Source organism: Amycolatopsis ponsaeliensis, from assembly GCF_030182635.1.
In the GTDB taxonomy this organism is placed as follows: domain Bacteria; phylum Actinomycetota; class Actinomycetes; order Mycobacteriales; family Pseudonocardiaceae; genus Amycolatopsis; species Amycolatopsis ponsaeliensis.
The window spans coordinates 329,210-342,461 of sequence record NZ_JAPZLD010000002.1 but is presented as its reverse complement, the minus strand read 5'-3'; the positions used below and the strand labels follow the sequence as shown (position 1 = coordinate 342,461).

Genomic DNA, 13,252 nt, shown 5'->3' with positions numbered 1-13,252 from the left:
GTTCTCCTGATTACAGGTTTCCCGCACGATCTCCTACCACAGTGCGGGATCAGGACCGGCGCGGCCCTACTGGTGATCGAAGATCAGCCACTCGCCGAGCAGGAGCTCACCAACCACCTCACACGCCGCGCCCGCCATGTACGGCCTGGCCACCCTGGACATGCCACACCCTCGCTTCGCGCGGCCTAGCCGCGCAGGCCCGTGATAAACGCCGCGAACCTGGACTGGCTGACCGCCAGTACCGACTGTGTCGGCTGACCGTCCTGCTTGGTGTCACGGCCGCCGAGTAGGTCGGTAAATGAGAGTCCGCTAGAACACTGTTTCCCACTCACGACGGCGGCTGCGGGGGTTCGGTTTCGAGGGCGGCCTCCCGCAGCGCCGCGGCAACGCGGGCCGCGGCGTCGGACAGCGGTCGCGGGAGGTGGGCGAGCAGCACCCGCCGTTGCTCCCCGGGACCGCCGCGAACCGCCAGCACCCGCACCCCGGCCGGCACCACGGCGCCGAGTGAACCGGGCACCGTCGTGATGCCGCAGCCGGCCGCGACGAGGTGCAGCTTCGCCAGCCAGTCGCGGGCGGTGTGGGCGATCTCGGGCCGCTCGTCCACACCGGGCCACACGCCCATCACGCGGTCGTCGCCCGAGCCCGCGATCCAGCGTTGCCCGCGCAGATCGGCGACGTCGACGTACTCCCGGCGCGCGAGCGGGTGGCTCGCCGGCACGGCCACCCGCAGGCTGCGCTCGGCAAGCGTCTGCAGGGCCAGCGCCGGAGTCTCCGTGTCCGGCGGGCGGAACGGCGGCGCCGAGGCGACCAGCGCGAGATCCAGCGTGCCGGCGCGCAGCGCGCGGACCAGGGCGGGCGTGCCGCCTTCGCGGCTGAGCACGGTGATCGCCGGGTGCGTGCGCCGCAGGGTGGCGAGCGCGCGGGGCAGCAGGTCGGCTCCGGCGGTGGGGAACCAGCCGAGCCGGACCGTGCCCTGCTCGCCGGGCAGCCCGGCCAGTTCGCGCGCGGTGGCGTCGAGCTGGTCGAGCACGCCGGCGGCGCGGCGCACCACGATCCGCCCGGCCGACGTGAGCCGCACCCCGTCGTGGCGCCGCTCCAGCAACGGCGTTCCCGCCGCGCGCTCCAGCGACGCGATCTGCCGGGAGACCGCGGACTGCGTGTAGCCGAGCGCGGTGGCCGCGGCAGTGAGCGTGCCCCGCTCGGCCACCTCGCGGAACACCCGCAGCGCGGTCAGGGAGGCGTCGGCGAAGGTCATGACTTCTACGCATACCAGGTCTGCGGTTCTTTCGCTTTTCGCATGCCCGAAGCGGACCTAGCGTGAAAGGCATGACCCCGAAGATCGCTCTCGTCACCGGAGCCACCCAGGGCTTGGGCCTCGCCCTGGTCGAAGGGCTCGCGGCGCGACTGTCCACCGAGGACATCGTCTACCTGACCGGCCGCGACGCCGGGCGGGTCGCCGAGGCCGTCGAAGCCATGCCGGCCGGCGGCGCCGAGGTCCGCGGTGAAGTCCTCGACGTCGCCGAGCCCGGTGCGGCCGGCCGCCTCGCCGCGAAGCTGGCCGAGCGGCACGGCGGTGTCGACGTCGTGCTCGGCAACGCCGTCATGCGCGTCGGGCCCGACGACGACCCACGCACGATCGTCCGCGCCTACGCCGAGGTCAACAACTTCGGCACCACCCGGCTGCTGCGCGCTTTCGCGCCGCTGCTGCGCGACGGGGGCCGGTTCCTCGTCGTGGCCAGTTCGTTCGGGACGCTGAACCACCTCGCGCCCGCGCTGCACGGCCGCTTCGACGGACTGTCCTCATTGGACGAAGTGGACAAGCAGGTCGCCGCCTGGCGCGACGCCGTCGAGGACGGTAGCGCCCGCGCCGGCGACTGGCCGGGCTTCGTCAACATCCCGTCCAAGATCGGCCAGGTCGCGGCGGTGCGCACGCTCGCCGCCCAACGCCGTGACGACGACCTGGCGCGCGGCATCCTGCTCGCCGCCGTCTGCCCCGGGATGATGAACACGCCGACGTCCGCGCTGTGGTGGGACGTCAGCGACGCGCCGAGCCCGGCGCAAGCGGCGGATGCCGTGCTGGACCTCGTGGTCCGGCCCGTCGACCCCGCCCAGTACGGCGAACTGGTCCGCCACGGCGCCGTGCTGCCCTGGCGCTAGCCGAGCGTGGCGTCCATCGAGCGGGACAGGACGGCGTCCAGAGCGGCCAGCGTCTCGCCGTCGAGCACGAGGTGACCGGCGGAGATGTTGCCCTCCAGGTGATCCGCGCTCGCGGTGCCGGGGATGAGGTGGACGTTCGGGGCGTGGTGCAGCAGCCACGCCAGCCCGATCTGCGCCGGCGTGCGGCCGAGTTCGCGGGCGGCCGCCTGCACCGCGGGCTCGTCGGTCACCTTCGGCAGCCCGGGGAAAGCACCGCCGAGCGGGAAGAACGGCACCCAGGCGATGTCGTGCTCGAGGCAGAGGGCGAGCATGTCCTCGTCGTCGCGGCTGACGAGGCTGTAGGCGTTCTGGACGCACGCGATGCCGGCCGGGAGGGCGCGGCGCAGGATGTCGAGGGTGACGCTGCTGAGGCCGATCGCGCCGATCTTGCCCTCGTCGCGCAGGGCGGTCATCACCGCGAGCTGGTCGTCGAGGTCGACGAGCTGGTCGCCCTCGGCCACCACGCCGGGCCGCCGGTCGGCACGGCGCAGGTTGACCAGCGGGATCCGGTCGAGACCGAGGGCCCGCAGGTTGTCCTCGACGCTGGCCCGCAGCTCTTCGGGCCGTTGCGCCAGGCGAAGCGGGATCGGGCCGCCGGGGTCGGGATCGGCGCCGACCTTGCTGACGACCACGACGTCGTCGCCGGGCCGGACGGCCTCGCGGATGACGTCGTTGACGAAGCCGTTGCCGTAGAACTGGGCGGTGTCGACGTGGTCGACGCCGAGGTTGAAGGCTCGGCGCAGCAGTGCGACGGCGGCGGTGCGGTCGTCGTGGAGGCGTTCGAGCTGCATCGCCCCGTACCCGACGCGGGCGACGGTCCGGCCGGCGAGCGCGCCGGCGCCACCCGGTCGCGGGGCAGTTTCGGTGGAAGGCATGCGTAGTCCCGTCCTCGTGCGATGATGGTGAAGCGGAGGAACCTCCGTTAAGCCGACAGTAGCACAACCGGAGGTGCCTCCGTTTTGTCTCCGCCCGAACCCGAGCGGCCGGCTCGGTCCGACGCGCGCCGCAACCGCGAGAAACTGGTCGCGGTCGCGCGGGCGGCCTTCGCGGCCGCCGACGGAACCGTCGCGCTCGAAGCCGTCGCCCGCGAGGCCGGAGTCGGCATCGGCACGCTGTACCGCCACTTCCCGACCCGTGAGGCGCTGGTCGAAGCCGTCTACGCGGCCGAGCTCGACGACGTCACCGCGAGTGCCCCGGCGTTGCTCGCCGAACTCCCGCCCGAGGCCGCCCTTCGCGGGTGGATGGACCGCTACGCGAAGTTCGTGGAGACCAAGCGCGGAATGGCCGACAGTCTGCGCGCGAGCCTGGCATCGGGCCGGATCGCGACCCCCACGACCCGGCGCCGCATCACCGAGGCGATCGGAGCGATCCTCGACGCGGGGGCGCGCGCGGGCACGCTGCGCGCCGGCGTCGATCCCGAGGACGTCACCCTGATGGTGCTCGGCGTGTTCCTGTCCACTTCGGGCGGTCAGGACGCGGAGCGGATCGGGCGGATGCTCGACTTGATCGTCGAAGCCGTGCGGGGCCCTGCCGGCCGGTAGGTGTCAGCGGCCCAGCTTCTTGAGCAGTTCGGCGGCGTCGACGACTTGGTCGGCGGGCGGCGGCTGGATGTCCACCGGCTCGCCCCACCCGTGGTAGGCGGTCGTGCCCTTGAGCCCGGTGCCCGGGCCGAGGCCCGGCAGCTCGACGGCGAACCGCACAGGCCGTTGAGTCGCGTCGAGCCACAGTTCGGCGGGCAGCTTGGCGGTCACCGGCTTGGCCGGCTTGCCGTCCAACGGCGGCTCGGCGTATTCCGGGAACAGTTCCGGGGCTTTCGCGGCATCGAATTCGAGCCGGTAGTGGTTGACGGCGACGGTCCCGAGCCGGGTCTGGCCGGCCGACACGATCCGGCCGGTGCGTTCGAGTTCCGTCAGGGCCAGGCCGAGGTCGGGCAGCTTGAGAATCGCCGGGACGCCCGCGCCCATGGCCCGGGCCACGGGATCGGCGCTGTCGGCATCGGTCCCGACCCACGGTTTGCCGGGAACCGCTTCCACCGGAGTACGGGTGAAGGTCTTCCGGCCGAGCACCCGGGTTTCACTGCCGTCGACAACCATCTTCAGCGCGGTGGCGTCGCCGTCGAACCGCAGCGATCCGGTGACGTTCTGGGGATCCGCACCGAAGACGGCATCCATGGTGAAGCCGACGGACGGCGCCTGCGCGATCCCGCTCCGCACGGCGGCCACCAGCTGCGCGACGTCACCGGCCGGCGCGGCAAGCGCGGTGGGCGAAGCAGGCGGCGGCGCGCTGCCGGGCCCGGGATCGCAGGCGGCGAGCGCCAAAACCGCCCCGGCGACGAGCAGACCGGTCTTCCGCATGGAACCCCCTCGGCGTCACGTTCCGCGGGGACGGTATCGGGAGAAGGTCACATTCCGGGCATGACCCGAAGAGATCGGTCCTGACGAAACGAACGGGCCCGGCCGATCAGCAAGATCGGCCGGGCCCGTCAGCGAATCAATCTCAAACCAGATCGAACCGGTCCAGCTCCATGACCTTCGTCCAAGCCGCGACGAAGTCCGCCACGAACTTCTCGCGCGCGTCGTCACTTGCGTACACCTCGGCCAGTGCCCGCAACTGGGAGTTCGACCCGAACACCAGGTCGACCGCCGAGGCCGTCCACTTCAGCTTGTCCGTGCTCGCGTCCAGGATCTCGTACACGTTCTCCTCGGACTCCGAAGCCTTCCAGCGCGTCCCCGGCGAAAGCAGGTTGGCGAAGAAGTCGTTCGAGAGCACGCCCGGGCGGTCGGTGAACACGCCGTGCGAAGACGCGCCCGTGCCCAGCGCGCGCAGCCCGCCGACCAGGACCGTCATCTCCGGGGCCGAAAGACCGAGCATGTACGCGCGGTCGACCAGGAGCTCCTCCGGCTGGCGCTTCTCGCCCGCTCGCAGGTAGTTGCGGAAGCCGTCGGCGCGGGGCTCGAGCACCTTGAACGAGTCCGTGTCCGTCTGCTCCTGGGTCGCGTCCGTGCGGCCCGGGTGGAACGGCACGGTCGTCTCGACGCCGGCGTCGCGCGCCGCCTTCTCGACGGCCGCCGAGCCCGCCAGCACGATCAGGTCGGCCAGCGAAATCTGCGCGCCGCCCGCCTCGTTGAACTCGCGCTGGATGCCCTCCAGGGTCGACAGGACCGTCGCGAGCTGCTCGGGCTGGTTGACTTCCCAGCCGCGCTGCGGCTCGAGGCGGATGCGGGCACCGTTCGCGCCGCCGCGCTTGTCGGTGGAGCGGAAGGTCGAGGCCGACGCCCACGCCGTGCCGGCCAGCTGCGCCGTCGTGAGACCGGACTCGAGGACCTTCGCCTTCAGCGCCGCGATGTCGGCGTCGCCCACGAGGTCACCCTCGACGGCCGGCACCGGGTCCTGCCACAGCTGCGGCTCGGCGACCCACGGGCCCAGGAACCGGCTGACCGGGCCCATGTCGCGGTGCAGCAGCTTGTACCACGCCTTGGCGAACGCCAGCGCGAACTCGTCCGGGTTCTCCAGGAACCGGCGCGAGATCGGGCCGTAGACCGGGTCGAAGCGCAGCGACAGGTCCGTCGTGAGCATCGTCGGCTTGTGCTTCTTGTTCGGGTCGTACGCGTCCGGGATGATCTCCGGCGCGTCCTTGGCGACGTACTGCTTGCCGCCGCCCGGGCTCGTCGTGAGCTCCCACTCGTAGCCGAACAGGATCTCGAAGAAGCGGTTGCTCCACTCGGTCGGCTTGTCCGTCCACGTCACCTCGAGGCCACTGGTGATCGCGTCCGCGCCCTTGCCGCTGCCGAGGTTGCTCAGCCAGCCGAGACCCTGCGTCTCGAGCCGCTCGCCCTCGGGCTCCGGGCCGACGTGGTCGTCGGCGACACCGGCGCCGTGGGTCTTGCCGAAGGTGTGGCCGCCGGCGATGAGGGCGACGGTCTCCTCGTCGTTCATCGCCATCCGGGCGAAGGTCTCCCGGATGAAGTGGGCCGCCGCCTCGAAGTCCGCGCTGCCGCGGGGGCCCTCGGGGTTGACGTAGATGAGGCCCATCTCGGTCGCGCCGAGGTCGGGCACCATCTCGGTGTCGGTCGCGTAGCGGTCTTCGCCCAGCCAGTTCTCTTCGGGGCCCCAGAAGATCTCCTCGGGCTCCCAGGCGTCGACGCGGCCGAAGCCGAAGCCGAAGGTCTCGAAGCCCATCGACTCCAGCGCGACATTGCCGGCCAGCACCAGCAGGTCGGCCCACGAGATCTTCTGGCCGTACTTCTGCTTGACCGGCCACAGCAGGCGGCGCGCCTTGTCGAGGTTGGCGTTGTCCGGCCAGCTGTTCAGCGGCGCGAAGCGCTGACCGCCGTCACCGGCGCCGCCGCGGCCGTCGTGGATGCGGTAGGTGCCCGCGGCGTGCCAGCTCATCCGGATCATCAGGCCGCCGTAGTGGCCGAAGTCCGCCGGCCACCAGTCCTGCGAGGTGGTGAGCACCTCGGTGATGTCCTGCTTGAGGGCCTCGACGTCGAGCTTCGCGAACTCCTTGGCGTAGGCGAACTTCTCGCCCAGCGGGTTGCTCTTCGCCGAGTGCGCGTGCAGCACCGTCAGGTCGAGCTGGTTGGGCCACCAGTCCTGGTTGGTGCGCGGACGGCCGCCCGTCTTGGCGGACGGGGCGTCGATCGCCGGGTTCTCGCTCTCACTGCCGTGCGCGGTCACGGAGCCGTGTGCGACCGGGCAGCCGGCGTTGTCCTGGGTGTTGCTCATCTACTTCCTTCCGAGGCGGCAATCAATGGGAGGTTCGGGTGGTGGCCGCACAGTCGGGGCAGGTGCCCCAGTAGACGACCTCCGCCTGGTCGATCACGAAACCGTGGTCGTCCGAGGCGGTCAGGCACGGGGTGTGGCCGACGGCGCAGTCGACGTCCGCGATCGCACCGCAGGTGCGGCACACGACGTGGTGGTGGTTGTCCCCGACCCGGGACTCGTACCGGGCGGTGGCGCCGGCGGGCTGGATGCGCCGCACCAGGCCGGTGTCGGTGAGCGCCCGCAGGACGTCGTAGATCGTCTGGTGCGACACCGTCGGGTGCTCGGCCCGCACCAGCGCGATCACCGTCTCGGTGTCGACGTGCGGGTGGTCGTGCAGCGCGGTGAGCACGGCCAGCCTCGGCCGCGTCACCCGCAACGAGACCGCCCGCAGCTGCGCCTCGAAGTCGGTCATCACGACGGTCACCCTAGGGGGCTTCTCTGGAATGAGTCAAGTTACGACACGCCGAACGCGCAAGATCGAGTCACGCGCAGTCACGAATTCGACGACCTCCGTCACCGGGATGGCGCACTGTACCGCGAGCCCGTCGAGGGTGCACAACGGCGCCGGGGGCCGTGGGGGAATGGGGCAGACCCCGCTGTGCCGAGGGGCAACGCGCGCGCATTGCCCGAGGGGGTCGTCGTACTTTCGAGGAAGAAGATCACTTCCCATTCCATGAAAGGATTTCACAATGGCGCGGAATTGGACCAGAACTGTTCTGACGATGACGGCCGCGGCTTCGGCGGTGAGCCTGCTCGGCGCCGTTCCGGCGTCCGCGGCGGCGACGACCCGGCATTGCGTGCTGAATTCGGTGACCGGTGTGCAGCACTGTTCTTCGGGCACGCAGCGCTCGGCGGCCGTCGAGCAGGAAGCCGGTCAGGTCGTGCAGGGCACCTTCTTCGACGGTCCCGACTACACGGGGAACTCGCTGACGATCACCGGACCCGAACTGTGCAAGAAGGACGGCTGGGTCAACTGGCAGTTCGACCTCGGCGACGACTGGAAGAACAAGATCAGTTCCGTGCAGCCGTGGGGTGACTGCTGGGTCTGGCTCTACCCGGAGCCGAACCTCGGCGGCGATCGCGACGGCCCGTTCAAGGAGAACACCGGCAACGTCGGGTCCTTCATGAACGACCGCACCCAGTCCATCGGTTTCAGCTGAGCGAAGGAGTGACCACCATGACCAGCAAGCGCACCGCGTGGACGGCGGCGGGCCTTGGCCTGCTGACCGCCGCCGGCCTCGTCCTCACGGCGCCCGGCGCGTCGGCCGACGGCCAGCCCACCGCCCGGGAACTGCTCGACAAGTGCGACAACGGCACGGACTCGTGCGTGTTCCACCCGGCCGGCCCGCCGGAGGAGCACACCGGGGCCGGGCACCAGGTCGGCGAAGCGGCTTTCAACTGCACCGGCGACCTGCAGCGCAGCACGGTGAACTGGTCCGACACGACGGGCGAGTCGAACAGCTTCGGCGTTTCCCTTTCCGCGGAATACGGATTCTCGGAAGTGTTCAAGGTTTCGATCGAGACGTCCTACCAGCACACGTGGGAGTCGTCGCACACCGAAGGGCAGGCGACCAACGTCGACGTCCGGCCCGGGGAAAAGGGCTGGGTGGAACGCGCGCCGAAGATGCAGAAGGTGCACGGCACCTACGAAATGCATTTCCCGGACAAGTTCTACGACCACTACATCTGGTACCAGGACTTCGACGCGGACGGCCCGGTGCCCGGCTCGACCGGGGACATCACGCAGCACACCGCGCCGATGACCGACCAGGAGCGCTCAGAGCACTGCGGCTGAGCTCCGAGGCCGCCGCCGGGCGAGGGGTCCGGCGGCGGCTCCGCTCACACCGGGGAATCATTCCCGGCCGCCGGACGCTGGGAGGGGTGTGAAGAAGATTGGCTTCCTCTCGTTCGGCCACTGGTCGGCGAGCCCGCACTCCGAGACCCGGTCCGCCGCGGACTTCCTGCACCAGTCGATCGACCTGGCGGTCGCGGCCGAGGAGCTGGGCGTCGACGGCGCGTACTTCCGCGTGCACCACTTCGCGCGGCAGGCGGCGAGCCCGTTCCCGCTGCTCTCGGCGATCGGGGCGCGCACGTCGAAGATCGAGATCGGCACGGGCGTGATCGACATGCGCTACGAGAACCCGCTGTACATGGTCGAGGACGCGGGCGCCGCCGACCTCATCTCCGGCGGCCGGCTCCAGCTCGGCATCAGCCGGGGATCCCCCGAGCAGGTGATCGAGGGCTGGCGCTACTTCGGGTACGCCCCGGCCGACGGCGAGACCGACGCCGACATGGCCCGGCAGCACACCGAGGTCTTCCTCAAGCTGCTCGACGGCGAGGGCTTCGCCCAGCCGAACCCGCGGCCGATGTTCTCGAACCCGCCGGGGCTGCTGCGGCTCGAGCCGCACTCCGCGGGACTGCGCGACCGCATCTGGTGGGGTTCGAGCTCCAACGCGACGGCCGTCTGGGCCGCGAAGCTCGGCATGAACCTGCAGAGCTCCACGCTCAAGGACGACGAGACGGGCGAGCCGCTGCACGTCCAGCAGCGCAAGCAGATCGAGGCCTACCGGGAGGCGTGGCAGGAGGCCGGGCACACCCGCGAGCCGCGCGTGTCGGTCAGCCGCAGCATCTTCGCCCTGACGAACGACCAGGACCGCGCGTACTTCGGCGGCGACCGCAACTCCCGCGACCAGGTCGGCATGATCGACGAGAACACCCGCGCGATCTTCGGGCGCTCGTACGCCGCCGAGCCGGACGAGCTGGTGCGGGAGCTCAAGGAGGACGAGGCGGTCCAGGCCGCGGACACGCTCTTGCTGACCATTCCGAACCAGCTGGGCGTCGACTACAACGCGCACGGGCTGGAGAGCATCCTCACCCACGTGGCCCCGGAGCTCGGCTGGCGCTGAACCGGACGCCGGCCTGGTGGTGGCGGCCACCGGGCCGGACCGGTCAGCTGTGGGAGACGGTCAGGCCGTAGAACCCGACCCGCGCGCCCTTGGTCGTGCTGTCCGACGAGGACTGGTTGTACGAGCCCGCCTTGAAGTACTGCTTGTACGCCTTGAACGACGACGGGATCGAGTAGTGCGTGGTGCTGCCGTTGACCGTCAGGTCGATGGTGTTGCCGCCCGAGATGCCGATCGTGTAGGTCCAGGTCTTGCCGATCGACACGTGCCCGACCGTGTGCGGCGTCTGGCCGCCGTCGGGGGAGTTCTCCGTGCCCAGGACGATGTCGCCGTTCGAGTGGTAGTACAGCTCCAGCAACGGTTTCGTCGACGAGCCGCCCGTGCCGAGGTGGACCTGGCCCACGCAGACGTTCGACGTCGCCGACACCACCCGCAGCGTCGCGCTCAGCTTGTGCGACCCGCTCAGCGACCAGTTCGCGGCCGAGCCGTCGCGGTTCATCTCGCGCAGCTCGGACCGCGCGTAGTTCGAGTTCGGGGTGGTGACGCCCTTTTCCGGCGCCCAGAAGGTCATCGCGCCGTCGCGGGTGTCGGTGTAGAAGTAGCTGTCCTGGAAGCCGTTTGCGCCCTTCAGCCGGGACGAAGAGATCGTGGTCGGCGACCCGGGGGAGCCGACCGGCTCCTGCAGCTGCCAGATCCCCAGGTCGAAGTTGCCACCCGGGGCCACGGTCGGGTCGGCCGCCAGCGCGGGGAGGGCGGTGGCGGCGGCGAGGGCCGGGACCGCCAGCAGGACGAGCAGGGAACGCACGCGCATCGAGGTGTCCTTTCGCGAAATAAATGGTCTGGACAACCCGGCGGCGTGAAGGAACGTTAAGACGGCATTGGCATGATGTCAAGGATTGACAGCGGCTACCGCGTGTGCGGCCACTTCGCCACTCATGTCGGACAAAAACCAACCATCGTCGTCAAATGGTCAGGAAGCGACTTTCGTAGCTAACCGCGACCACGGCCGGTCTGGTCTGCTCCCGGGTACCACCTTCCAGGTCCCTGAAGGGAGATGTTCATGCAGGTAGACGGACGTTCCGTGGTCCGGCGGGCCGCGACGGTCCTCGCCGCGGCCGCCACGGCCGGAGCCCTCGCGGTCGTCGCCGCACCCGGTGCGTCGGCCGGTGATCCGCGGATCGTGGGCGGCACGCCGACCACGATCGACGAGTTCCCGGCCACCGTGATCTTCAACGTCAACGGCGCGCAGCACTGCGCCGGCACCCTGGTCGCGAAGAACAAGGTGCTGACCGCCGCGCACTGCACCGACGGCGTCGAGGCGTCGCAGATGGAGATCATCGGCGGCCAGACGAAGTTCTCCGACACCTCCGGCACGAAGGCCGGCGTGAGCGACGTCTGGCAGAACCCGGACTTCGACATGAGCGGGATGCAGCACGACAACTCCGTGCTGACGCTCGACAAGGACCTGCCGTACGAGCCGGCGACGCTGGTGCAGTCGGCCGGCGACGCCGCCTACCAGGCCGGCAAGGACGTCACGGTGGTCGGCTGGGGCACGACGTCCGAGGGCGGCGACGTCTCCGACACGCTGCTCAAGGTGTCGGTCCCGGTGGTGGACAACGACACCTGCGCGGAGAAGTACAGCACCGGCGGCGCGAAGTACGACAAGGCGTCGATGTTCTGCGCGGGCGTGCCCGAAGGCGGCAAGGACTCCTGCCAGGGCGACTCGGGTGGCCCGGCCTACGTCGACGGCAAGCTCGCCGGCATCGTCTCGTGGGGCGAAGGCTGTGCCCGCAAGGACTTCCCGGGCGTGTACACCAACGTCGGCAACGACTACTCGGTGATCAGCTCGCACCTGGGCTGAGCCCGGACCGGGCGGTGGTGGCTCAGGCGGGACAGCTGAAGTCGTGGTGGGGTGTCTTCAGCGTCAGCAGGTAGCCGTCCACCGCCGCCCGGGTGCACGCGGTGCGCCGGTAAGCGCCGTGCCCCGAGCCCTCGTAAGTCAGCAGCGTCGTGTTCGCCGGCGCCTGGCGGTGGGCGTTCACCGCCCAGGCGTACGGCGTCGCGGGGTCGTAGCGGCTGCTGAGCACCAGGATCCGCGGTGCTCGCGAGAGGTCCAGCCGATGCGGCGGGTTCGCCGGCGGGCCGGCGACGCCGAGGCACGCCGTTGCTTCGTCGTGGCCGATCGTGCTGCCACGCATGATCGGCGACCGGCGCAGCTCTTCGGCGTACAGTGCCGAATACTGCGTGAAAGTGCGCATGCGCAGGTCGAAGTCCTGGCAGACGACGGCCAGGCGGATCGACGGGTAGTTGGGCATGAACTCGGCCCGCACCGGGGAAAGGCCCGCCGCGGTGTCGGCGATCACCCGGCCCACGTCGTCCCAGTCCGGGACGCGCATGTCGTTGTACACCTGGTCGCGCAGCCAGTTGTGCGGGAACGGCATCGCGTCGGCGGCGGCCTGCGCCCGGCGCCAGGTCGCCAGGACGTCCCGGCCGTGCAGCGCGCAGGTCTCCGTCCGGTCGCACCACGCGGTGAACTGCCCGAACAGCTCGTCCACGGCGGCAGCCCGGTCGCCGACGAAGTGCGCGAGATCGACGCTGTGGTCGATGACGCCGTCCAGCACCATCGCGCGGACGTGGTCGCCGTACCGCTCGGCGTACTGCTGGCCGAGCAGCGTGCCGTAGGAAGCGCCGTGGAAGCTGATCTTGTCCTCGTCCAGCGCGCGGCGGACGGCGTCCAGGTCCCGGGCGTTGGCCGCGGTGTCGGCGTGGTCGAAGACCGGCAGGTTCCGGGCGCGGCAGTCCGTGACCACCTGCCGGTTGTACGCGCGCAGGGCCTCGAACTGCGCCCGACCGGCAGGCTCGTTGTCGGGCGCACCGGGCGGGATTTCGCAGTCGATGTAGCCGCTGTGGCCGGTCCCGCGCAGGTCGAAGCCCACGATGTCGAACCGGTCCCGGAGCTCCGGGCCGAAGTAACCGGGGGACAGCGCGATCTCCGCGCCGGACGAGCCGGGGCCGCCGGCGTCGGCCAGCAGCACGCCGAGGCGGTGGGCGGAGTCGGTGGCGCGGTGCCGGGCGACCGCGAGGCCGATCGAAGGCCCCCACGGCCGGTCCCAGTCGAGCGGCACCCGGAGCGTGCCGCATTCGCCGTCGGGAACGCCGGGGTTGTCCGGGTCGTCCGGACACGTCGTCCAGGCGATCGGGGACGGCGACCAGGCCGCGTCCGCGAGGGCGGGGGTCGCGCCGGTCACCAGGAAAGCGCTTGCCAGGACAGCTCCGAACGCCCGCACAGCGCCCCCTCCGCAGTCGGTCCGGAGTCGACCGTAGGACGCCCGGGGCCGGACCACAAGCGTTCGCGGGAAGGAAAAACCAACCGTTCGGCGGGCCGC

Annotated in this window: 13 protein-coding genes; 6 read left to right on the top strand and 7 right to left on the bottom strand. The window is 70.7% G+C overall.

Features of this window, described 5'->3' with window-relative positions; translation table 11 throughout:
- Positions 1 to 328: 328 nt before the first annotated feature.
- Complete coding sequence (locus tag QQ657_RS04510; protein WP_284740757.1) at positions 329 to 1,255, bottom strand: LysR family transcriptional regulator; 927 nt, start codon at positions 1,253 to 1,255, stop codon at positions 329 to 331.
- 71 nt (positions 1,256 to 1,326) lie between these two features.
- Between QQ657_RS04510 and QQ657_RS04505 the strand changes: the two genes are divergently transcribed.
- Entirely contained in the window at positions 1,327 to 2,157 is an 831-nt protein-coding gene (locus tag QQ657_RS04505; RefSeq protein ID WP_284740756.1) for an SDR family NAD(P)-dependent oxidoreductase, read from the top strand.
- Here QQ657_RS04505 and QQ657_RS04500 read toward each other — a convergent pair.
- Positions 2,154 to 3,071: an aldo/keto reductase gene (locus QQ657_RS04500; RefSeq protein ID WP_284740755.1), complete on the bottom strand. Its 918-nt coding sequence runs from the start codon at positions 3,069 to 3,071 to the stop codon at positions 2,154 to 2,156. The two genes, QQ657_RS04505 and QQ657_RS04500, sit on opposite strands and share 4 nt — an antisense overlap.
- 84 nt (positions 3,072 to 3,155) lie before the next feature.
- On the opposite strand from QQ657_RS04500, the gene QQ657_RS04495 reads away from it, so the two are divergent.
- On the top strand, positions 3,156 to 3,737 hold the full coding sequence (locus QQ657_RS04495) for a TetR/AcrR family transcriptional regulator (RefSeq protein ID WP_284740754.1): 582 nt from the start codon (positions 3,156 to 3,158) through the stop codon (positions 3,735 to 3,737).
- A gap of 3 nt (positions 3,738 to 3,740) precedes the next feature.
- Here the strand turns inward: QQ657_RS04495 and QQ657_RS04490 are convergent, their stop codons facing one another.
- From QQ657_RS04490 to QQ657_RS04480, 3 genes are all read right to left on the bottom strand, one after another.
- A complete protein-coding gene (locus QQ657_RS04490) occupies positions 3,741 to 4,550 on the bottom strand; it encodes an SCO4651 family lipoprotein (RefSeq protein WP_284740753.1) in 810 nt (269 codons plus the stop codon).
- Positions 4,551 to 4,692: 142 nt separating this feature from the next.
- A complete protein-coding gene (gene katG / locus QQ657_RS04485) occupies positions 4,693 to 6,924 on the bottom strand; it encodes a catalase/peroxidase HPI (RefSeq protein WP_284740752.1) in 2,232 nt (743 codons plus the stop codon).
- A 22-nt stretch (positions 6,925 to 6,946) separates the two neighbouring features.
- Positions 6,947 to 7,375 (bottom strand): Fur family transcriptional regulator, encoded by a 429-nt coding sequence (locus tag QQ657_RS04480; RefSeq protein ID WP_284740751.1) that lies wholly within the window; start codon positions 7,373 to 7,375, stop codon positions 6,947 to 6,949.
- 310 nt (positions 7,376 to 7,685) lie between these two features.
- On the opposite strand from QQ657_RS04480, the gene QQ657_RS04475 reads away from it, so the two are divergent.
- The 3 genes from QQ657_RS04475 to QQ657_RS04465 all read left to right on the top strand — a co-directional run bounded on the left by QQ657_RS04475 (position 7,686) and on the right by QQ657_RS04465 (position 9,869).
- Positions 7,686 to 8,123 carry a hypothetical protein gene (locus QQ657_RS04475; protein WP_284740750.1) on the top strand — a complete coding sequence of 146 codons (438 nt, stop codon included), beginning with the start codon at positions 7,686 to 7,688 and terminating at the stop codon, positions 8,121 to 8,123.
- A gap of 17 nt (positions 8,124 to 8,140) precedes the next feature.
- A complete protein-coding gene (locus QQ657_RS04470) occupies positions 8,141 to 8,758 on the top strand; it encodes a hypothetical protein (protein WP_284740749.1) in 618 nt (205 codons plus the stop codon).
- An 88-nt stretch (positions 8,759 to 8,846) separates the two neighbouring features.
- Complete coding sequence (locus tag QQ657_RS04465; RefSeq protein ID WP_284740748.1) at positions 8,847 to 9,869, top strand: LLM class flavin-dependent oxidoreductase; 1,023 nt, start codon at positions 8,847 to 8,849, stop codon at positions 9,867 to 9,869.
- A 43-nt stretch (positions 9,870 to 9,912) separates the two neighbouring features.
- Here the strand turns inward: QQ657_RS04465 and QQ657_RS04460 are convergent, their stop codons facing one another.
- Entirely contained in the window at positions 9,913 to 10,677 is a 765-nt protein-coding gene (locus tag QQ657_RS04460; RefSeq protein WP_284740747.1) for a polysaccharide lyase family 7 protein, read from the bottom strand.
- 249 nt (positions 10,678 to 10,926) lie between these two features.
- Between QQ657_RS04460 and QQ657_RS04455 the strand changes: the two genes are divergently transcribed.
- Entirely contained in the window at positions 10,927 to 11,727 is an 801-nt protein-coding gene (locus QQ657_RS04455; RefSeq protein ID WP_284740746.1) for a S1 family peptidase, read from the top strand.
- A gap of 22 nt (positions 11,728 to 11,749) precedes the next feature.
- Here QQ657_RS04455 and QQ657_RS04450 read toward each other — a convergent pair whose 3' ends face one another.
- Entirely contained in the window at positions 11,750 to 13,153 is a 1,404-nt protein-coding gene (locus QQ657_RS04450) for an alpha/beta hydrolase (RefSeq protein ID WP_284740745.1), read from the bottom strand.
- Positions 13,154 to 13,252: the final 99 nt, after the last annotated feature.